General features: G+C 69.1%; 8 protein-coding genes. 5 read left to right on the top strand and 3 right to left on the bottom strand.

Going from position 1 to position 22,930, the window contains the following annotated elements; genetic code table 11:
• Positions 1-2,212, top strand: a 2,212-nt coding sequence (locus tag RWO33_RS05865; protein WP_314103127.1) for a translocation/assembly module TamB domain-containing protein, incomplete at its 5' end; no start/stop codon positions are given.
• A 557-nt stretch (positions 2,213-2,769) separates the two neighbouring features.
• Here the strand turns inward: RWO33_RS05865 and RWO33_RS05860 are convergent.
• Together RWO33_RS05860 and RWO33_RS05855 are read right to left on the bottom strand one after the other, a co-directional pair.
• Positions 2,770-4,218, bottom strand: a complete 1,449-nt coding sequence (locus RWO33_RS05860; RefSeq protein ID WP_314103124.1) for a heat-shock protein — start codon at positions 4,216-4,218, stop codon at positions 2,770-2,772.
• On the bottom strand, positions 4,215-5,900 hold the full coding sequence (locus RWO33_RS05855; RefSeq protein WP_314103122.1) for a molecular chaperone HscC: 1,686 nt from the start codon (positions 5,898-5,900) through the stop codon (positions 4,215-4,217). Before RWO33_RS05855 ends, RWO33_RS05860 begins: the two co-directional genes overlap by 4 nt.
• A gap of 122 nt (positions 5,901-6,022) precedes the next feature.
• Between RWO33_RS05855 and RWO33_RS05850 the strand changes: the two genes are divergently transcribed.
• Positions 6,023-8,170, top strand: a complete 2,148-nt coding sequence (locus RWO33_RS05850; RefSeq protein WP_314103119.1) for a S46 family peptidase — start codon at positions 6,023-6,025, stop codon at positions 8,168-8,170.
• Positions 8,171-8,183: 13 nt separating this feature from the next.
• On the opposite strand, the gene RWO33_RS05845 is transcribed toward RWO33_RS05850, so the two are convergent.
• A complete protein-coding gene (locus tag RWO33_RS05845; protein ID WP_314103117.1) occupies positions 8,184-8,915 on the bottom strand; it encodes a hypothetical protein in 732 nt (243 codons plus the stop codon).
• A gap of 174 nt (positions 8,916-9,089) precedes the next feature.
• Here RWO33_RS05845 and RWO33_RS05840 point away from each other — a divergent pair, with 174 nt between their 5' ends.
• The 3 genes from RWO33_RS05840 to RWO33_RS05830 all read left to right on the top strand — a co-directional run bounded on the left by RWO33_RS05840 (position 9,090) and on the right by RWO33_RS05830 (position 22,927).
• Positions 9,090-9,815: a response regulator transcription factor gene (locus RWO33_RS05840; RefSeq protein WP_314103115.1), complete on the top strand. Its 726-nt coding sequence runs from the start codon at positions 9,090-9,092 to the stop codon at positions 9,813-9,815.
• 222 nt (positions 9,816-10,037) lie between these two features.
• Positions 10,038-19,577, top strand: coding sequence for an SdrD B-like domain-containing protein (locus tag RWO33_RS05835; RefSeq protein WP_314103113.1), 9,540 nt, complete (start codon positions 10,038-10,040; stop codon positions 19,575-19,577).
• Positions 19,574-22,927, top strand: a complete 3,354-nt coding sequence (locus tag RWO33_RS05830) for a hypothetical protein (RefSeq protein ID WP_314103111.1) — start codon at positions 19,574-19,576, stop codon at positions 22,925-22,927. Before RWO33_RS05835 ends, RWO33_RS05830 begins: the two co-directional genes overlap by 4 nt.
• The last annotated feature ends 3 nt before the right edge of the window (positions 22,928-22,930 follow it).

Below are 22,930 nucleotides of genomic sequence, written 5' to 3'. Positions count from 1 at the left end.
GCGCGGGCAGCAGGGCGAGGGCAACGTGCGCCTGGCCGTGGGCAACAGCCGCCTGACCGCACGCGGCAGCGTAGGCGACCGCCTCGACGTGCAGGCGCAGCTCGACCCGGTGCAGCTGGACGACCTGATGCCGGGCAGCACCGGCACCCTGCGTGGCCAGGTGCAGGTACGCGGCCCGCGCACTGCGCCGGACATCACCGCCGACCTGGTCGGCAGCGGCCTGCGCTACGCCGACTACAGTGCCGAAGCGCTGAGCCTCCGCGGCCGCCTGCCTTGGCAGGGCAGCAACGGGACGCTCGCGCTGCAGGGCACCAAGGTGCAGGCCGGCATGCTGCTGGACACGATCAACGTCAACGCCAGCGGTAGCGTCTCCAACCTGCGGCTGGACGCGCAGGCCAACAACGAACTGGGCGCGGTGGCCCTGCAGGGCGGCGTGCGCCAGCAGGGCAGCGCCTGGCGCGGTGACCTCGCCGCGCTGCGCATCGCGCCGGTCAAGGGCGATCCCTGGGCGCTGCGCGCGCCGGCCACCTTCGGCATCCAGGGCAGCAGCTTCACCCTGAGCGATACCTGCCTGGGTGCGGCCACCGGCGGCGCGCTGTGCGCCAGCGCCAACTGGCCGCGCGATGGTTTGAAGATCCGCGGCGACGCCTTGCCGCTGGCGCTGGTGCAGCCGTGGCTGCCCCCGCAATCGGGGCGGCGCCTGCACCTGCGTGGCGAGCTCACCCTGGACGGGCAGATCCGGCCGCGTGGCAACGCCTGGGAAGGCAGCGCGAGGATCGCGTCACTGGAAGGCGGCATCCGCCTGGGCGACAACGCGCGCGGCGAACTGGTGCGCTACGACCAGTTCTCGGCCACGCTGGAGATGACCCCGGCACAGATCAACGCCAAACTCGGCGTGGGCTTCCAGGGCAACGGTTTCGTCGACGCCAAGGTACAGACCGGCTGGGATGCCAACGCGCCGCTCAATGGTGAGCTGTACCTCAACATGTCGCGGCTGTACTGGCTGGAGCTGTTCTCGCCCGACATCGTGCGCCCCACCGGCCTGATCGAAGGCCACGTCAGCCTGCGCGGCACGCGCGGCACGCCGTCGCTGGGCGGCGACGCCAAGCTGAGCAACTTCAAGGGCGAGTTCCCCGCGCTCGGGTTGACCTTCGACCAGGGCAGCGGCAGCTTCATCGCGCAGCCGGACGGCTCGGCCAGGATCACCGCGCAGGCCAACTCCGGCAAGGGCACGCTGTTCGTCGACGGCGGCCTGTCGTGGTTCGGCGACGCACAGCCGCTGAAGCTGCACATCCACGGCGAAAACGTGCTGTTGTCGAACACGCCGGAACTGCGCATCGTGGCCAACCCCAACCTGGACTTCACCCTCGCCGCCGCGGCCATGCAGCTGCGCGGCACGGTGCACGTGCCCGAGGCCGACCTCGACCTGGAACGGCTGGATCGCGGTACGTCGGTGTCCGAAGACGTGGTGGTGCTGGACCCGGCCGACCCGGAAGAAGGCCCCAGTTCGCCGCTGGACATGGACCTGACCGTGAGCCTGGGCGACAACGTGCGCATGGCCGGGTTCGGCCTGAAGGGCGGGTTGGGCGGCAAGATGCAGGTATGGGCGCGGCCCGGGCGCGAGATGACCGCCAACGGCGCGCTGGAAGTGAGCGGGCGTTACAAGGCCTACGGCCAGGACCTGACCATCACCCGCGGCAACCTCAACTGGAACTTCAACCCGGTATCGGATCCGCGCATCGACATTCGTGCCGAACGGCGGGTGGGCGATGTCACCGCCGGCATCGACGTGACCGGTCGCGCGCAGTCGCCGCGGGTGGACGTGTGGTCCGACCCGGCGATGTCGCAGTCCGAAGCGCTGGCGTTCCTGGTGCTGGGGCGCAGCCTCACCGGTGCCAGCAGCGACCAGACCCAGCAGGTCAACGCCGCCTCCGCCGCGTTGTCGGCCGGCAGCGGCCTGCTCGCCTCGCAGCTGGGCGCCAAGCTGGGCCTGGACGACGCCGGGGTCAGCCAGTCGCGCGCGCTGGGCGGCTCGGTGATCGGCTTCGGCAAGTACATCTCGCCCAAGCTGTACGTGGGTTACGGCGTTTCGCTGGTCGGCAGCGGCTCGGTGATCACACTGAAATACCTGCTGCGGCGTGGCTTCGACATCGAAGTGGAATCGAGCACGGTGGAAAACCGCGGCTCCATCAACTGGCGAAGAGAAAAGTAGAGCCGGGCTCTGCCCGGCTGCTTTCCCCCAACCAACATCAACCCGGCCACGGACCGGTAGGGTCGCATCCCGATCGACCGCCGATGCATCCACCGCGCCCGGTGCGGCACTGCAATCATCGGCGTCGCGCCTTCGCCGCACGTGCAGTTGCACGGGTCCATGCGTCAATGCGATCGCAATCAAGGTCGGCGGTTGTTTGGGAACCAACCCTACCGGTGCGCAGCACGTGCCAGGCATCGAAACCGGCAGCTGCCTGGGCGTGCATATCGCGCCCGGCTGCCTGCTGCTGCGCACAGCCAGCCCGGTAGCACGGGTCGCATGTTGGCCGGGATGGTACCAGGCCGCGCAGCGCACCGACCGCGTCCGCTGGTAGGGTCGCATCCCGATCGACCGCCGGCCATGCACCCGCGTCCGGTGATGGCATTGCAATGATCGGCATCGCGCCTGCACCGGTCGTGCGATTGCAGGCGTCCATGCGTCAAAGGGATGGTGCGCGTGCGCAGGCATCAGCGCGTTCGTCCGCCAGTTCCAGCCATGCCGGTCCCCGGCGCATGCGCCTATCTCCGCCCTACCTGCTTCATCGCATCAATGGCCCACAGCAGCAGTGCCATGGCCAGCGAGATCTCTCCGATCATGATGGCCAGGCCAGCCAGCTTCACGAGCGGCCACAAGGCCAGCAGCAGCCAGCCATTGAAGTGCAGCTGGTAATTCCCGCGCCGCCACCAGCGCACCACTGCAAGCAGCAGGGTGGGGACCGCCAGCAGGGTGCCGGCCACGCGCTGATCGAAGCCGTGGATGATCACCAGTGAGACGATCAGCAGCGCCGGAATGAGCAGCAGACGAAGGTACTTCGCGCGCTGCTGGGGCGCTTCGGGCGCAGACTGCCAGTCCATGAGTCGGCGCAGCGGCAGGACCAGCATGCCGCCCAGCAGAATCGTCAACGCGCCGTAGCCGACGAAGTCGACCAGATGGTTCGGACCCGTCGGGTGCGTGGGCGTGTCGAACACGGCAATCGTGCCAACAACAGCCAACCAGGCCAGCGCGCATACCAGGCTGCGCAGTGCAACCAGCTGCACCTTGGTTGCGTTGATCTGATCGCGACGGGTGAGATCCAGCCAGAAATCCACCTGGGCAGACCGCAGCGGTGGCGGCGCCTGACCCACCTCGGTTATGCCCAGCTGGGTCAGCATGAGGCGCATGACAGGCACGCGCCCGGGTACGGAGGCCGTCAACAGGCTGCGCAGCCGGTGCCACGGACGGGTCAGCCATGCCAGTTGAACCTTTGCCTGCGCTGCGCTGACGGCGGCGTCCGGACGATGCAGGAAGTAGGCCAGCCAGGCCGTGTTGGCCGGCTGCACGACCCAATACCGATGCAGCCGCTGGCGGCATCCATTGGCGACATGAGGGTCCAGGCCGCTACCGATCTCATCACAACTGAAGCACCGGCTCAATGCATCGAAGTTCTCCATGCGTATGGGCGCGTCGATATTCAGGAGCAGCTCGAGCACGGTGTCGCCCACCCGCGGCTTGTCACGCAGTGACCAGAGCTCCGGCCGCAGATGCAGCCAGCGCTCGAACTCCAGCGGTGGCCCTTCCGCCGCTGCGGCGACCACCCGGTGCGCGAATGCGACCACGTCCAGCGGCCGCTCGACCGTTTCGGTGAGCGGCGTTGCCGGCCGTTGCGGAGGCAGGCTCGGTGATGCCATGCCGCTGTCCACCTCCTGCACGGGATCATGCTGTGTTTCCACCTGCCCGGGTGCGACATCGATGGCATCCCCGGCGCTGTCTCCGCCGCCGGCATGCCCATCGTCCCCATCGCCCTGGTCGTCCCACTGCGCACGGTACTGCGCCCATGCCAAGGCAGCCTGGTAGGCCTCGTGGAGCTGCTGGAACGCGGCGGGATCTTCATCCGGGCGGGTGCTCCGCAGGCGCCTGGCGTAGGCGCGCTTGATCGCACGTTCGTCCGCATCCGGCTCCAGTTCGAGCGCGGCATGGCCCCAGCTCACGCGTCCTGTTCCAGTGCGTCCATCGCCGCCGAGAGCTCACTGCGGTGCTTCTCGATGCGGTCCAGGTCCTGGCTTTCCAGCACATGACGGAACTGCTCCAGCCAGTGCTGCACCAGCTGACGCTGGTCGATGAACTCTTCGTACAGGCGCTCGGCGCGGGCCAGCATGGCCACGTTCTGCTGTACATCGCGCGGGTGGATCTTCAGCCCCTGCAGCGCCTGCAGGCGCGACTGGATTTCTTCCGGCGACAGCAGGCCCGGGTTCTGCTGCAGCACCAGTTCATGGCGGACGCCGGTGGCGTCCTGGACGACCTCCACCTGCAGCAGCCCGTTCACGTCGTAGGTGAAGCGGGTGGTCAAGCCCTTGTCGGCAGCCTTGCCGGGACCGAGCGGGATACGCAGCTCGCCCAGTTTGATGTTCTTGTCCACCGTGGGGCTTTCGCCCTGGTAGACATCAAGGATCACCTCGCGCTGGTCGTCGCGCACCGGGAAGAACTGATCCTCGCGGCTGACCGGCACCACGCTGTTGCGCTGGATGATGGGGTGGAAGTAGCCCGCACGCTCGCTGCCATCCGGTCCCCGGCGGGACACCTGGGTACCCAGCGTGTAGGGGCACACGTCGGTCAGCACGATCTCTTCCAGCGCCTGGTCGCGGCTCTTCAAGCCGGCGGCCACCGTGGCACCCAGCGCGATGGCCTGGTCGGGGTGGATATGGCGCAGCGGCAACCGCCCGAACATGCGTGTAACAAGCCGGCTGATCATCGGCATGCGCACGGCGCCGCCGACCAGCACGATGTCATCCAGTGCTTCGGGCTTCAGCCGGGCGTCGCGGATGGCGCGTTCGATCGGCGCGCGCATGCGCTGCAGCAGCGGCTCGCACAGCTGCGCGTAGCGCGATTCGTCCAGCTGCCAGGTGAATTCCCGGCCGGCCAGCGCGATCTGCAGTTCGCAGTTTCCCTGCTGGCTCAGCTCGCGCTTGAACTGCTCCAGCCGGCGCTGCAGCTGGGCCTGCTCGACCGCTGCCAGCGCGGTGCGCTCCAGGCCCAGGTCGGCGTGGAACGCATCCACCACCACCTGAAGGAAGTCCTCGCCGCCCAGGAAATTGTCGCCCGCGCTGGCGTGCACTTCGATCACGCCTTCGAACAGCTCCAGGATCGACACGTCGAAGGTGCCGCCGCCCAGGTCCAGCACCAGCACCCGGCCTTCCTCGCCACGCTGCTGCAGGCCATAGGCCAGCGCGGCGGCGGTAGGTTCGTTGATCAGCCGCTCCACGCGGATACCGGCGAGTTCGCCCGCCGCGCGGGTTGCCTTGCGCTGTGCGTCGGAGAAGTAGGCCGGCACGCTGATCACCGCTTCCTCGATCTTCTGGCCGAGCGCGGCTTCGGCGTCGGCCACCAGCGAGCGCAGCACCAGCGCGGAAAGCTCTTCGGCGCGGAACGCACGGCCGCCGAGGCGCACCTCACGGTCGCTGCCCATCCAGCGCTTGAAGTGCGCGACGGTCTGCTGCGGGTGACTTACCAGCCGCTCCTGCGCCGGTTTGCCGACCAGCACCGTATCGCCGTCCAGGCTGATCACCGAGGGCGTCAACAGGTCGCCATGTGCATTTGGGAACAGTTCCCCTCCCTGGGCCCGGTGCACGCCAATCAATGAATGCGTGGTGCCAAGATCAATCCCTACGATCATCTGCCATCCCCATTGCCAAGCGGCAATTCTAGCCAGCGCTGGCGACCCCTGACCATCGGGCGTTGCCCCACAGGCGTCCAATAGCTAAGGTGCCCGCTCGTTCCGCCGTACCGGATGCACCCATGCCCGCACGCAAGCCCCTCAGCGCCGCCCTGGCGCTCGGTCTCACCCTCGCCGCCGCCGCCCACGCCGACGAAGGGATGTGGATGCCGACCCAGTTGCCCGACCTGGCCAAGCCGCTGAAGGCGGCCGGCTTCAAGGGCAACCCGGCCGATCTGGCCAACGTCACCGCACCGCCGCTCAGCGCGGTGGTCCGTGCCGGCGGTGGCACCGGTTCCTTCGTGTCCGGCGACGGCCTGCTGCTGACCAACCACCACGTGGCGATGGGGGTGATCCAGTACAACAGCACGCCCGAGCACAACCTGATCGACGGCGGCTTCATCGCCCAGGGTCGCGCCGACGAGCGCCCGTCCAATCCGGACTTCCGCGTGCTGGTCACCACCGGCTTCGACAAGGTCACCGATGAGGTGCTGCGCGATGCCCGCGGCAAGACCGGGCGCGCCTACTTCGACGCGGTGGACCGCGCCAGCAAGCGGCTGGTGGCCGAGTGCGAACAGGAAGGCAACGTGCGCTGCAGCGTGGCCGACATGTACTACGGCACCGACTTCTACCGGATCCGCCAGCTGGAACTGAGCGACGTGCGCCTGGTGTACGCGCCGCCGCGCGCGATCGGCAACTACGGCGATGAGATCGACAACTTCATGTGGCCGCGCCATACCGGCGATTTCACCCTGCTGCGGGCTTACGTGGGCAAGGACGGCAAGCCGGCCGCGTACAGCCCGGACAACGTGCCCTACCACCCGCCGGCACACCTGAAGATGTCGGTTGATGGGCCGAAGGCCGGCGATTTCGCCATGCTGGCCGGCTACCCGGGCATCACCTACCGTCATCGCACCGCCGCCGAATTCGCCGGCCAGATCGATGCGGTGCTGCCGCGCCGGGTGGCGGTGTTCCAGCAGATGATCGACACCATCGAAGCGGCCACCGCCAGGGATGCGCAGGCGCGCACCCGCTACGCCGCGCAGCTGCAGTCGCTGAAGAACAACCGCAAGCGCGCTGCCGGTGAGCTGGAAGGCCTGCTGCGCAGCGATGCCAAGACCCAGCGCGCCACCGACGAAGCGGCGATGCTGAAGGCCACCGACGCCGCGTACCAGACCGACATCCAGGCGCTGCTCGGCTCACTGTCGCAGGGCGCGGCGATGGGCGAGCGCGATCTCGTGCTCGAACAGGCCGCCACCCAGAGCCAGCTGCTGCGGTCGGCGTTGATGCTGGAACGCCTGCGCATCGAATCGGCCAAGCCGGATGCCGAGCGCGAGAGCGGTTACCAGCAGCGCGACCAGGCCTTGATCGAAGGCACCCTCAAGCAGGTCCAGCGCCGCTACGCGCCGGAAGTCGAAAAGGCGCTGCTGACCAACCTGCTGACCCGCTACCAGCAGCTGCCGGACGCGCAGCGCGTGCCCGAATTCGATGCTGCCTTCGGACGCACGCCGGCCTCGCTGGCCAAGGCGCTGGAAGGCCTGTACGCCAGCACCCGCCTGGGCGAGGAAGCCGAACGCCTGAGCCGCTTCGCCGCCGCCAGGGAAGGCAGGCCGCTGGCGCAGGACCCGCTGATCGACCTCGCCGGCCCGCTGGTAGCCGCGCAGTTGCGGCTGGAAGACCAGCGCAAGGAACGCGAAGGCGAACAGCTGCGCCTGCGCCCGGCCTACATGCAGGCGCTGTTCGCGTGGCGGGCAAAACAGGGCCGCGCGGTGTACCCGGATGCGAACCGCACCCTGCGCATCAGCTACGGCAAGGTGGAAGCGCTGTCGCCGCGCGACGCGGTGCACTTCGACCCGGTCACCACCGTGGCCGGCATTGTCGAGAAGAACACCAATGCGTTCCCGTTCGATGCACCCAAGCCGCTGCTGGCGGCGATCGCCAAGGGCGATTTCGGCAGCACCGCCGACCCGGTGTTGAAGACCCAGACGGTCAACTTCCTGACCAACCTGGACACTACCGGCGGCAACTCCGGCTCGCCGGTGCTCAATGCCCGCGGCGAGCTGATCGGGCTGAACTTCGACAGCAACTGGGAATCGGTCAGCGCCAGCTGGTGGTTCGACCCGCGCTTCAAGCGTGCCGTGCACGTGGACATGCGCTACCTGCGCTGGCTGCTGGCCAAGGTCTACCCGGCGCCGGAACTGTTGAAGGAAATGGGCGTGCCGGCCGAATAAGGGCGGCCGCCGCTCAGGCGGGCGGGAGCGGGGTCAGCCCGGTCCAGTCCATCTGCAGCGGCGCGAGCAGCAGGTCCGGCTCGTTGCCCAGCGGGTTGCCGGGATCCCAGACGTTCGGATTGTCAGGCGGCGCAGCGCCGTTCCAGGCCACCAGGGTCAGCTTCAGACCGCCCTGGTGGATGCCCGCTGCGGGCGCAACGTGCTGCGTGCCCAGCACCCGGACTTCGGTTGGCTGGAAGCCCAGCCGCTCGGCTTTCTGCAGCAGGCGGGGGGCGATGTCGATGACCGCCAGTTCGCGCCAGGCCTGTTTTTTCTGCAGGTCCTGTATGTCCGGCAGGTCCAGCAGCGCGAGCTCGTGGCGCAGCTGGTTGAGCATGCGCGCATGGATCTGGCTCTGGGGTCTGCTCACGGCAGGATCGTCGCCGGGCTGCAGGGGAGGTGCAATGGCCACTTCATGCAGGTAGTGCATCAGGTGCAGCGTGCGGTGTTCCCCGGCGCTCAGGGGGCCCGCCTGCGAACCCGGCACCGGCGCCACCAGCCTCAGGTACAGCTGGGCCATCGGCCAGGGACTGCTGCGATCGCTCGGCGGCGGTGTCACGGTGGGCGCCTCGAGGTTGCCGACCGAATCCAGCAGGTTGCCGAGCGCCTTGCAGACAATCGTGCGTTGCTCTGGCGGCAACGAAGTTTCCAGGCGGTTTCGCAGCATCGGCGTCAACGGGTCGAGGCGGGCAGTGGCTACAGGCATGCTTGGAGTCCATGTTGATCGGGGCGCTCCAAGCTGCCCGCCGGGCGGGACGCGGACAAGGGGCATCCCCGACGCCGAGGTGTCCGATTGCACCCGGATGGTCCCGCCCTGCTGCTTTTGTCTGATTTGGCTCACCTGCAGCCCGCGGCTAGACTGCAGCCTGGATCTGGGGAGATGACGCGCCACGTGACGGCAGTACGGGAACTTGAAGGGCTGCAGGTCTGGGTGGTCGAAGACGACGCCGAGCTGCTGGCGCTGCTGCTGGACGACCTGGCCTGGCGCGGCGCGACCGTGCGTGGCCTTGGCAGTGCCGAAGCCCTGTACCGCGCGCTGCTGAGCGACCGCTGCGACATCGTGGTGCTCGACGTGGGCCTGCCGGGCGAAGACGGCTACGCGGTGGCCAGCCATCTTCGCGCCTCGGCCCCGATCGGCATCGTGATGCTGACCGGCCGCGGCGACCCGCGCGACATGGCGCTGGGACTGACCCAGGGCGCAGACCTCTACCTGGTCAAGCCACCGGACCTGGACGTGCTGGCGGCCGGCCTGCACAGCCTGCGCCGTCGCCTGTCGCCGCCGTCCCCTGTGGCGGCGCCCGCCACCACCGCGCCGCCGCCGCGCTGGCGACTGGCCGATGATGGCTGGACCCTTCACGCACCCACCGCGGCGACGCTGGCGCTGACGGTGATGGAGCGCGGCGTGCTGCAGCTGCTGTTCGCGGCAGACGGCGGCGCCGTCACCCGTGAGCAGCTGATCGCGAACATCACCGACACCCCGTGGGATTTCGATCCGCACCGCCTGGACGTTCTGGTCCATCGCCTGCGCACGCGCGTGCGCGGCGCCACCGACATCGAGCTGCCGATCCGCGCGCTGCGCGGCCAGGGCTATCTGCTTACCCCCTGACCTGTCCGCATGGGCGTGAGCCAGTGTGAGCGTGCGTGAGCTGGCGGCACTGACTTGGCTTCACGGCAACATCACAATGCACCCCGCCCGGCATCGTCGGCGACGTCTGTCGCCTGAAGGGTCGGGATTCATCTGACAGGGGACGTCTGGACCGGTTGCGTTGGGTACGCATCGCGTGGCGTTCCCTGTGAACGCTGCAACGACCGGAACAGGGGAAAACGCATGTCCAGCCATAGCGATCGCGCAGCCATCTGCGCGACGGTGACGCCGTTCGAGCGCGCGCACGCGCCGTCGTGGCGCACCCGGTTCCGCCGCAGCCTGGCAGCCGTGCTGATGGTGTCGCCGCTGAGCGCGCTGGCCATCGACCTGCAGATCACCGACTTCTCCGATACCGGTTACGACCCGGTGCCCGCGGGCACCACGGTGATCTACAACGTCAAGGTCGAGAACGGCGCCAACGACACCGCCAGCGGCACCGTGACCCTGTTCGACCTGCCCGCCGGCACCGCGCTGGGTGGCACCGCGCCGGCCGGATGCAGCGCCTCTGCTGGCGCGTCCGGCACCACCCGCGTGGTGTGCACGAACCCGGCCTTGAACGCCTCCACGGCGCCGTATGAATTCAAGCTGCCGGTCACCACGATCGCCTCGCAGCCGGCCACGATCACCGTGCGCGCCGCGATCGGTTTCGCCAACGCGCTGCCGCCGGCGACCACGCCGATCAGCACGCTGCAGAACACCGACCCGTTCTTCGGCAGCGATACCAACGTTGCCAACAACCGCACCAGCCAGAACACCACCATCCAGGCGGCGGCCGACCTTGAACTCAGCAAGAGCGCCACGCCCGATCCGGTGATCGGTGGCGGTGAAGTCACCTATACCCTGACCGTGCGCAATGCCGGCCCCAGCGTGACCACCGGCTTCCGGGTGGCCGATACGTTGCCGCCGAACGTCACCCTGGTCGGCGCGCCGACCGGTGCGGACTGGGCCTTCACCCAGCAGAACGGCACCTACAACGGCACCCTGGCGGTAGGCGCGAGCACCAGCTATTCGTTCCGCGGCAAGGTCAATGTCGGCACCGGCAACATCGTCAATTCGGCGGTGGTCAACGCCGGCAACGTGCCCGACCCGGTGCCGGACAACAACGCCGCGCAGGTGACCACGCAGGTCACTGCCGGTGCCGACCTGCTGGTGTCCAAGTCGGTGTCGCCCGCGCCGGCTGCCGCCGGGTCGGTGGTCACCTATACCCTGACCGCGCGCAACGATGGTCCCAGCGCGGCCACCAGCGTGGTCCTGCGCGATACGTTGCCGGAAGGCTTCCAGGTCAACGGGGTATCCGGCCCCGGTGGCTGGTCGTGCAGCAACAATGCCGAGCGCACCGTGGTCACCTGCAACGCCGCGAACTTCGCACCGGGCGCGCAGGCGCAGATCGCGATCCAGGCGCAGGTGCCGTCCACCGGCACCAACAGCAGCGGCACGGTGACCAACACCGCCCAGATCAGCGCGGCCACGCCGGATCCGGTGCTCACCAACAACCAGGGCAGCGTCGGCCTGACCGTCATCCCCGACGGCGCCGACCTGCGCATGACCAAGTCCAAGACGCCGGCGCTGGTGCCGGTATGGAACAACACCGGCCTGCGCACCGACAGCGTGATGGCCAGCACCCTGCGCGCGCAGAACCTGGGGCCGCGCACGGTCACCGGCAACCTGCAGCTGGTCGATACGCTTGCCGTGGGCGAAGAGTGGGTCGATGCCAGCGGGCAGCCCCATCCAGCTGGCGTGCCGGTCACCGTGGGCGGTTTCAGCTGCAGCGTGGACCGCGCCTGGAACGGCGCCGCGGCGCAGGTGGTCACCTGCACGCAGACCGCCGGCTACCCGGTCGCGGTCAATGCCAACTCCGCCACGCTGACCCTGCATACCCTCGCGCGCCTGCAGGGCACCCTGGCCAACACCGCCTGTACCGGCGGCAGCGGCGGTTCGGCCGAGCCGACCACCGCCGGCGGCATCAACCTCGATCCCAACCCCGGCAATGACTGCACCGGCGGGCAGAGCCGCGCCACCGACGCCCGCGCCGATCTGTCGATCACCAAGCGCACCAATGGCGTCGGTGATGCCGACAACGTGATCCGCGAAAGCGACGGCGGGGTCACCTACACCCTGCAGGTCACCAACAACGGCGCGACCACCACCGGCGTGGTGGTCAACGACCCGATCCCCGGCTTCGTCACCGGCGTCACCACCGTCACCAAGGACACCGTGCCGGCGGGCTGGAGCTGCGACGTGGTCGGCAGCGGCTACATCTGCAACTCCACCAGCACTGCGCTGGCCGCAGGCGCCACCGCCACCATCGTGTTCACCGTCAACCGTGGCCTGTTCGACAGCCAGAGCCAGGCCGCCGGCACCTGCGGTGGCGTGCCGATGCAGGCCGGTCGCTTCTGCAACACGGCGGGGGTCAGCATCAATCCGGCGGTGAGCGGCGCGATCGGCGAAGCCAACCCCGGCAACAACAGCGCCTCGGACTGGGTGCAGGTCGACCCGGTGGCCAACATGGCCACCACCGCCAAGGACATCACCTCCGGCAGCCCGGGCCGCGCCGGCGTCAACACCACCTACCGCATCACCTACCAGAACCGCGGTCCGTCCACGGCGCGCGGCGTGGTGTTCAGCGATACCTTCACCCTGCCGGCCAACGACGCCGGTTTCGTGCTCATTTCCGCGCTGCGCACCGGCAGCGGCAGCACGGCATGCAGCGTGACCTCCTACGACCCCGCGATCAACTCGGCGCCCGCGCCGGGCGGCACCTCGTGGTTCAACACCGGCGGTACTCCGGCGACGCTGCGGCTGACCTGCGCGCCGCAGGACATGGCCAACAACTCCACCCAGACCATGACGGTGGTGATCCGCCCGAACGTCAACAGCGGCAACACCGGCCGCCGGTTCACCAACGACGGCTCGTTCCATTTCGATCCGGCCAACACCGGCACCCCGGTGCCGCCCAGCGGCGTCGACGGCAATGGCCGCAGCTACAACTACAACAGCCGCACCGATGACGATGTCCGCGCCGCCGCGCTGGATTTCACCGCCGGCGAAGTGGACCTGATCGTCAACAAGATCGACCAGAGGTTCGACGGCGCCGTCGATCCGCTCGGCTTCGATTCGCGCGTCGGCCAGGAAGCCAACAACTACATTCTGTACCAGGTCAGCGTGCGCAACGACGGCCCGTCGCTGGCCACCCGCACCGTCATCGAAGACACCATCACCCCGGCCAGTGGCGCCAATGTCGCGTTCGTCGGCAGCCGCACCGGCAACGCCACCACGCCGCAGGGTGCGATGGAAGCACCGGGCGTCCGCTGTACCGTTGCCCCGGGCAGCAGCAACCCCACCACGGCGGCGCAGACCCTGTCGTGCAGCATGCCCAGCGTGGGCGTGTCGACCACCGAACAGGGCGCGATCGCGGCCAACCAGACCAGCTACCTGTACCTGGTCTACCAATACCTCAGTGCGCCGCCGGCGACCGGCGCGACGCTGCTCAACGCGGTCACCGCACGCTCTGCCGAAACCGAACGCGACACCAGCAACAACAGCGCGGTGCAGGAAACCAGCATCCGCACCCGCTCGGACCTGGCGATGACCAAGGCCAGCGTGGTGCTGGCGCCCGATGCCAACCCGACCCAGCCGCTGCCTGCCGCGGCCACCACGATCAGCCTGCGCCAGCCGTTCTGGTACGTGCTCGACGTGGTCAACAAAGGCCCGGGCCACAGCCTGTCGCGCGACCGCAGCGGCGACAACCCGCTGCGCGGCGATGGCGTGGTGGTGACCGATACGCTGCCGGCAGGCCTGGAAGTGATTGGCGGCGGCGAAGGCACCCGCTGGCAGAAAGCCGGCAACACCGCCGACGCCGGCGTGGTCAGCAACGGCAGCGGCAGCTGCACGTTGAACGGCCGCGCCCTCACCTGCCGCATGGGCGACCTGGCGCTGGACGGCCGCGTCCGCGTGCTTGTGCCCGCGCGCTGGACCACGCTGCCGGCCAACGGCACCGGCATCAACACCGCGCGCGCCACCAGCGACCAGCTCGACCCCACCCCCGGCAATGACGAAGGCACCAGCACCCACACCGTGGTGCAGTCTTCGCTGGCCGGCGTGGTGTTCCAGGATCGCGAACGCGGCGGCACCGACGGTGGCACGCCGCAGGCCGGCGAGCCGACCATTTCCGGCATCGAAGTGCGGCTTGCCGGCACCGATGCGTATGGCAACGCGGTTGCGCTGACCACCACCACCGACGGCAACGGCGCCTACCGCTTCGACAACCTCGCGCCGGCGGGAGCGGATGGCTACACGCTGACCCAGGTGCAGCCGGCCGCCTACGTCAACGGCCCGGTAGCGCCGCCCACCAGCGGCGGCCTGGCGCCGTCGGCCGGCGGCACGTATGCGGTGGTCGCCCCGGCGACCAGCGCCAACTCGCTGTACACCGCCATCGCGCTCGGCGCGGGCGTGGAGGGCGTGCGCTACAACTTCCCGGAAGTGCGCCGTCCTTCGCTGTCCGGCTTCGTCTACGTCGACAGCAACTACAGCAATATCCGCAACAGCGGTGACGCCCCGATCGCCAACGCCACCGTCGAGCTGCTCGACGCGGCCGGCACCGTGGTGGCCAGCGCCACCACCGCGGCCGACGGCAGCTACAGCTTCCCCGCGCTGGATCCGCTGCAGACCTACACCCTGCGCGAAGTGCTGCCCACCGGCAGCTATCGCAACCGCCCGAGCGCGATCAACCCGGGCCTGGTGGGCAGCACCGCCTGCGTGGCCTGCACGGTCGCCACCGGTGCGGCCGGCGATGCCGCCAGCACCGACCGGATCGGCAACATCGACCTCTCGCGCGGCGACGACGCCACCGCGTTCAACTTCGGCGAAGACGCGGTCACCGCCATCTCCGGCCAGGTGTACCTGGATCGCAACGGCAACGGCAACTTCGACGCCGGCGATGCCGGTACCCGCAATTCGCAGCCCAATGGCGGTCTGCAGGGCGTCACCGTGACCCTGGTCGGCGCGGGTCCCGACGGCGTGTTCGGTACCGGCGACGACCAGCCGCCGGTGGTGGTGCAGACCGACGCGCAGGGCCGCTATGAATTCGACGGCCTGGTGGTGGGGCAGAACTACCGCATCACCGAAACCCAGCCGCAGGGCTATGCGAACGCTGCGGAGAACGCGTCCAACAGCATCACCCTCAACGCGCTGCCGTTGACCGGTTCGACCGGCAACGATTTCGGCGAGACGCTCGGCTCGCTCAGCGGCGAGGTCTACGAAGATTTCTCCAACGTCGCGGCCAACAACAACAATGGCCGACGCGACGCCGGTGAAAACGCCATCGCCAACGTTACCGTGACCCTGACCGGCACGGATGTGCTCGGCAATCCGGTGACGCTGACCACCACCACCGATGCCAATGGCGGCTACCGTTTCAGCGACCTGCTGCCGCCGCAGGCCGGCACCGGTTACACCCTGACCGAAACGCAGCCGGCCGGCTACCTGGACGGCAAGCATGCGGTCGGCAATGCCGCCACCCCCGGCAGCGCCGCCGTGGCCAACATCATTTCAGCCATCGCGATCAACGCCGGGCAGGACGCCAGCGGCTACCTGTTCGGTGAACTGGCCAATGCGCCGATCAGCGGCACGGTGTACCTGGACCGCAACGACGACGGCGACAACAGCGCCGGCGACATCGGCGTTCCGGGCGTACAGGTGACCATCGTCGGCAGTGGCGCCGACGGCGTGTTCGGCACGCCCGACGACACCAGCGTCAGCCTGGTCACCAATGCCGATGGCCAGTACAGCTACCCCGGCGCGATCGCCGGCCAGGCCTACCGCATCACCGAAACCCAGCCCACCGGGCTGGGCGAAGGCCGCGAGCAGCCGGGCAACGTCATCCTCATCGGCAACCTGCCGGCCGCCGGTGCCAGCGGCAATGACTTCGGCGAGCTCGCCGCGTCGCTGTCCGGTACCGTGTTCCTGGACCGCAACAACAACGGCGTGCAGGACGCCGGCGAACCGGGCCTGCCCGGTGTACAGCTGCAGCTGCCGGCCGGCACGCTCGACGCGCTGGGCAACGCCGTGGTCAGCGTGGCGACCGATGCCGACGGCCGCTACCGCTTCGACCACCTGCTGGCCGGCACCTACAGCGTGACCGAGCAGGCCGCGCAGCCGTCGTTCAATGGCGGCCCGACCCTCAACGGCCTCACCCGTGCCGGCAGCATCGACGGCACCACCGTGGGCGTGGCCACCGCCGTGGCCAGCGTGCCGAGCGCGATCAGCGCGATCACGCTGCCGGCCGGCAAGGCCGGCACCGCCTACGACTTCGGCGAGATCCTGCCGGTCTCGATCGGCGGTGCGGTGTTCTTCGACGTCGACAACGATGGCGTGCGCAGCGGTGCCGCTGAAACCGGCATCGAAGGCGTGACCGTGCAGGTCACCGGTACCGACGACACCGGCGCCAGCGTCTCGGTGAGCGTGCAGACCGATGCCGGTGGCCGCTTCGTGTTCGAAGGCCTGCGCCCGGGCATCTACACCCTGACCGAACCGCAGCAGCCGGCCGGCACCAGCAACGGCATCACCACCGCCGGCACCGTGGGCGGGACGCCGCGTGGCACTGCCACCCCGATCACCAGCGTGCCCAGTGCGATCAGCACCATCGACCTCACCACGCCGGGCAGCGCTTCGGTGGACAACCTGTTCGGTGAGATTCCGCTCAACAGCGGCATCAGCGGCAAGGTCTGGACCGACCGCAACAATGATGGCGTGGTCGATGCGGGCGAAGCCGGCCTGGCCAATGTGCGCGTCACCCTGAGCGGGACCGACCTCGCCGGCAACCCGATCAGCCGCGACACCGTGACCGATGCCGACGGCAGCTACAGTTTCGCCGAGCTGCCGCCGGGCACCTACGTGGTGACCGAACCGGAGCAGCCGACCGGCACCCGCGACGGCCGCACCGTGGCCGGCAGCACCGGTGGCAGCGTCACCGCGCCGGGTACGGCGCCTTCGCAGATCAGTGCCGTGGTGCTGGGCGTAAACCAGCAGTCGGTCAACAACAACTTCGGCGAGATCCCGACCGCGAGCATCGCCGGCCGCGTCTACAACGACAGCAACGACAATGGCAGCGTCGACAGCGGAGAAGGCGGCATCGCCGGCGTTGCCGTGGTGCTGACCGGTACCGACGACCTCGGCCAGCCGGTGTCGCTCACGTTGAACACCGACGCCGAAGGCCGCTACCGCTTCGACGGCCTGCGTCCGGGTACCTATGTGGTGACCGAGCCGACCCAGCCGCCGCAGACGCTCAACGGCATCACCAGCGCCGGCACCGTCAACGCCGCCACGGTGGGCGTGCCCAGCGACCGCGCCAGCGTGCCGTCCACGATCAGCCAGATCGCGTTGCCGCTGGGCGTGGATGCGCTGGAGTACAACTTCGGTGAGATCGGCGATTCGCCGGACCTGATGGTCAGCAAGGCGTCCACCAGCGCCCGCTTCACCGTGAACAACCTGGCTGGCTACACGGTCCAGGTGCGCAACGCCGGCCAGCAGCCGAGCCGTGGCGAGTACGTGGTGCATGACCGCCTGCCGGCGGGCCTGAGCCTGGACAGCCTGCCGGTGGGGACCGGCTGGACCTGCACCGGCGAACCCGGCGCGACCCGCTTCAGCTGCAGCAGCCAGCGCGTGCTGGCCGCCGGCGCGGTATCGCCGGACAGCATCGCCGTGGTGGTGCGCGTGGCCGCAGCCGCGGCCGAGGCGGGCACCGTCAACAATGCGGTGCTGGTCGAAGGCGGCGGCGAGAACCCGTTCCGTGCCCCGACCGCCGCCGAGCGCGCCGCGTTCGACGGCGAGGTGGGCAACCTGCCGGCGTGCGTGGATGGCATCACCCACAACGCCTGCCGCGTGCCCAACAGCGTGCAGCTGGCCGCCTCGGTCGGCGGCACCGTGTGGTTCGACGTGGGCAGCGACGACCAGCTGCTGGACGGCGGCGACAGCCGCCTGTCGGCCTGGATCGTGGAACTGGTGGACCCGGCCAGCGGCCAGCTGGTCAAGAGCACCGTGACCGCCGCCGACGGCAGCTACCGCTTCGGCGACGTGGTGCCCGGGGTGAAGTGGAACATCCGCTTCCGCGACCCGCGTTCGTCGGTGCTGTGGCCGTTCCCGGTCACCCGCGAAACCGCGGGCGGCGTGCAGGAAGCCTGCGATGCCGCCACGGCGATCGCGCGCGGCGGGGTCAGTGCCTGCCGCACCACCGACAACGGCGCCAGCCAGCTGGAAGTGGTGCTGCGCGCCGGCGACCACCTGGCGCAGCAGAGCCTGCCGGTGGACCCGTCGGGCGTGGTGTATGACGCCACCACCCGCGATCCGGTACCGGGTTCGATCGTGACCCTGGCGCCCGTGGGTATGTGCAGCGGGTACGACCCGCGCACGGCCGTGCTCAATGCCGCCGGTGGCGGTTACCGCATCGACGGCAGCACCATCGCGATGACGGTGGGCAGCGAAGGCTTCTACCAGTTCGCGTTTGGTCCGGCGGCGCCGGCACGCTGCGAGTTCCAGTTGACGGTGACTCCGCCGGGTGGCTACACCTTCGTGTCGAACATGATCCCGCCGCAGGCCAGCGCGTTGTCGCCGGCCGGCGGGGCGGGTGCCAACCATGTCGTGCAGGCCAACACCCAGGCGCCGACCGGCGCGGTGGGTACGGCGACCGAGTACTACCTGAATCTGTTCGCGGGTTCGGCCACCGCCGCCATCGTGCACAACCATCTGCCGCTGGATACGGCAGTGGCCACCGGCCTGGCGATCACCAAGACCGGCGACCGCCAGACCGCCGAGATCGGCGACACCGTGCAGTACACCATCACCGTGCGCCAGACCGCCGGCAGTGCGCTGGCCGCGTTGAACGTGATCGACCGCCTGCCGCGTGGCTTCACCTACATCGACGGCACCGCGCGTGCCGACGGCCGTGCGGTGGCCGACCCGGCCGGCAAGCCGGGCCCGCTGCTGGGCTTCGCGCTGGGGCCGATCACTGTCGGTGGCCAGATCGTGCTGACCTACCGGGTCCGCGTGGGCGTGGGCGCGCAGCAGGGCGACGGCATCAACCGTGCGCAGGCCCATGGCTGTTCGATCAGCGGCGGCTGCATCGACCCGGTGGCGGTCACCCCGTTGCCTGGTTCGCTGGCCTCCAACCGTGCCGAATACCGCGTGCGCGTCACCGGTGGCGTGTTCACCGAACAGGCCTGCGTGCTCGGCAAGGTGTTCATGGACTGCAACAACAACCACCTGCAGGACCGCGAAGAGCTCGGCATTCCCGGCGTGCGCCTGTACTTCTCCGACGGCACCTGGGTGATCAGCGATTCGGAAGGCAAGTACAGCTTCTGCGGCCTGCCGCCGCAGAGCCACACGCTCAAGGTTGACGGCAGCACGCTGCCGGTCGGTGCGCGCCTGACCACCAGCAGCAACCGCAACCTGGGCGACGCCGACAGCCTGTTGCTGGACCTGAAGAACGGCGAGCTGCACCGCGCCGACTTCATCGAAGGCAGCTGTGCCAACCCGGTGCTGGAGCAGGTCAAGGCCCGCCGCACCCAGGGTGAGGTGCAGGCGCCGGAAACCGAACCGGGTCAGGCGCCGCTGCGCTTCGAGAGCAAACCCGCACGGGCGCCGCAGCAGGCGACCGACACGGCCAACCAGAGACCGATCGTGCATCCCAGAGCCACACCGCCCGCCGCCGCTACGGAGGGCCAGCCATGAGCCGTGCTTCCGCAGTGCGCCAGCTGCCGCGCCTGAGCCTATTGGCCTGTGCGCTGGCCACGCTGCCTGCAATGGCCCAGAGCGTCGGCACCCCTGGCCGGTTCACGCCGGTGCTGGGGGATGCCAGCACGCTGTACCCGCGCAGCCCGGCCAGCGTGGACGGCGCCCCGGTGGCGGTGCGCGCTGCGGCAGGCACGCTCGACCGGATCGTGGTCGAACTGGACCGCGACGGTGTGCCGGCCGATGGCCAGAGCCCGGTGCACGTGCGCGTGCAGCTGCTGGATTCCAGCGGCCTGCCGCTGTCCGGCACCACCTACGCGACGATTGAAAACAGTGGTGGCCGGATCCGCCTGCCCGGCTCGCGTACCGATGAGCTTGGTCCGGGTGCGCTGGACGCCGACAAGGTCACCCCGGGCGTGCAGCTGCAGGTGGTCGATGGCGTGGCCGAGTTCGACCTGGTCGCGCCGCATGAGCCGCAGGATGTGCTGCTGCGGATCACCGCTGGCGCCGAAACCGCGCAGGGCAGCATCGGCTTCGTGCCGGAAATGCGCGAGATGATCGCCACCGGCCTGATCGAAGGCGTGGTCAACTTCCGTCGCCACGGCAACGGCAGCCTGGTCTCGCCAGTGGAGCACAACGATGCCTTCGACCGCGACATCCGTCGCTGGGAGCGCCAGTTCAACAACGGCAAGGCCAATGCCGCTGCGCGCACCGCGTTCTTCGTCAAGGGCCGGATCAAGGGCGACGCGCTGCTGACCGCTGCCTACGATTCGGACAAGGACACCCGCGGCCGCCTGCTGCGCGACATCCAGCCCGAGGAGTTCTACCCGGTCTATGGCGACGCATCGCTGCGCGGGTTCGACGCGCGCTCGGCCGAGCGCCTCTACGTGCGCATCGACAACCAGCGCAGCTACCTGCTGTACGGCGACTTCCAGACCGGCGACGGCCTGGCCACCGCCACCGGGATCGGCGGCAGCGGCCCGATCCCGCAGCGCAGCCTGGGCACTTACAACCGCACCGCCACCGGGCTGGGCTGGCATTTCGAAAGCGAGCGCGTGCGCAGCAATGTGTTTGCCATCGAAGACTCCCTGCGCCAGGTGATCGAAGAGTTCCGCAGCCAGGGCAGCGGGCCCTACGCGCTGCGCAACAACGCAGTGCTGGAAGGCAGCGAGCGCGTGGAAGTGATCGTGCGCGACCGCAACCAGCCCACCCGCATCGTCTCGGTGCGGCCGCAGGCGCGCCTGGTGGATTACAGCTTCGAGCCGTTCTCCGGCCGGATCCTGCTCAACCAGTTCCTGCCGGCGTTCGACAGCGACCTCAACCCGGTCTCGCTGCGCATCACCTATGAACTGGACCAGGACACGGAGAAGTTCTGGGTGGTGGGAGCCGACGCGCAGGTGAAGCTCACCGACCGGCTGGAAGTCGGCGCGGCGGCGGTGGATGACCGCAACCCGTATGCGGAATTCCGCATGGGCAGCGCCAACGCAAGCTACCGGTTCGGTGACAACACCCTGCTGGTGGCCGAGTTCGCGCGCACCCAGAGCGAGGTCAACACCAACAGCATCAACCAGATAACCTCGCAGGGCCTGAAAGACGTCACCGGCGAGGTGGAAGGTGATGCCTGGCGCGTGGAATTCGCGCACCAGACCGAGAAGCTGGAAGCGCGCCTGTTTGCCGCCCGTACCGATCCGGCGTTCAACAACCCGGCCGCGCCGCTGTACGGCGGTCGCGGTGAGTACAACGCGCGCGTGGCCTACGAGCTTGGGCCGCGGCTGGAGCTGTACGTGGAAGGGCTGCGCAGCGAAGACCGCAACCCGGATGGCGGCAAGCGCGATGCCGGCGGCGCCGGCGTGCGCATTGGCGCGACTGAACGGCTGACCGTGGACCTGGGCGTGCGCAGCATCCGCGAGACCATCGGCGTGACCTCGCCGTGGTCGTCCGGGGTACCGTTCGGCAATGCCGGCGGGCTGACCGGAGGCTTCGCCACCGGTGCCGGTGGCGGCGCGCTCGGCTACGGCCAGCAGGCGCTGGACCCGGCTACCGGGTTGATGGTGATCAACGGCAGCAGCACCGGCAGCCCGATCACCAGCGACCTGCCGGTGGGCACCGAGCTGGAATCGGACAGCGCCCGCTTCGGCCTGGGCTACCGCCTGAGCGACAAGCTCAGCAGTGGTGCCGAGATCGAGCACAGCGTGAGCGGCGAAGAACGTCGGCGCCTGGCCGCCGGGCTGGATTACCAGGTGTTCGAACGCAGCCGCCTGTACGGCCGCTACGAAAAGCAGACCGGCCTGACCAGCGCCTACGGCATCACCACCACCGACCGCGAGGCCGACGCGCTGGTGTTCGGTATCGACAGCAGCTACCTGCGCGATACCCAGACCTTCAGCGAGTACCGCCTGCGCGATGCGATCAGTGGCCGCGACGTACAGGCCGCCTCGGGTATCCGCAACAACTGGGACATCGCCGAGGGCCTGCGCCTGTCCAGCTCGGCCGAGCACGTGAAAGTGATCGACGGCAGCACCGGCGACAGCACCGGGCTGGCGCTGGCGCTGGACTACGGCGCCAATCCGCTGTGGCGGGGCGCGATCCGTGCCGAGCACCGGATTTCCGAGGACGTGCCAGACACCGAGACCAACGAAGCGTTCAACACCTCGCTGCTGCAGTTCATGCTGGCCCGCAAGCTCAGCCGCGACTGGACCCTGCTGGCCCGCAACTACCTGCTCAGCACGCGTTACGACGCCCGCGGCGATGTGCTGCAGGACCGTTTCCAGCTCGGCGTGGCATACCGCGATACCGACCGCAACCGGATCAACGCGCTGGCCCGATACGAGTACAAGCTCGAGCGCGACGAGAGCGGGTTGACCCTGGTCGACGGCAGCACCGTCGATGGCAGCAGCCAGGACGTGCGCACGCGTGCGCACATCGTCTCGACGCACGCCGACTGGCACCCGTCGCGGCCATGGTGGTTCACCGGCCGCGTGGCCGGCAAGTGGCAGCAGGACCAGTTCGCTTATGCCGATGGGGGACGGGTGAACAGCCGCTTCCGCGCCATGCTGTTCTCCGGGCGCGTGGTGTACGACATCACCGAAAACTGGGACGTCGGCGTGCTGGCCTCCACCTTCCGTGGCCAGGCCGGCGCCAACCAGTATGCCTACGGCATGGAAGTCGGCCGCCTGCTGCGGCAGAACCTGTGGTTGTCGGCCGGTTACAACTGGACCGGCTTTACCGGCGACCGCGACCTGAACGGATACGAGTACACCCAGCAGGGCGTGTTCGTGCGCCTGCGCTTCAAGTTCGACGAAGACCTTTTCCGGCCGGACCCCGTCCGCTACCGCGACCCGGCACGCTGAGGA

Source organism: uncultured Stenotrophomonas sp. (assembly GCF_963519925.1).
Classification (GTDB): Bacteria; Pseudomonadota; Gammaproteobacteria; order Xanthomonadales; family Xanthomonadaceae; genus Stenotrophomonas; species Stenotrophomonas maltophilia_AE.
This window is presented reverse-complemented; position numbering and strand designations above follow the sequence as displayed.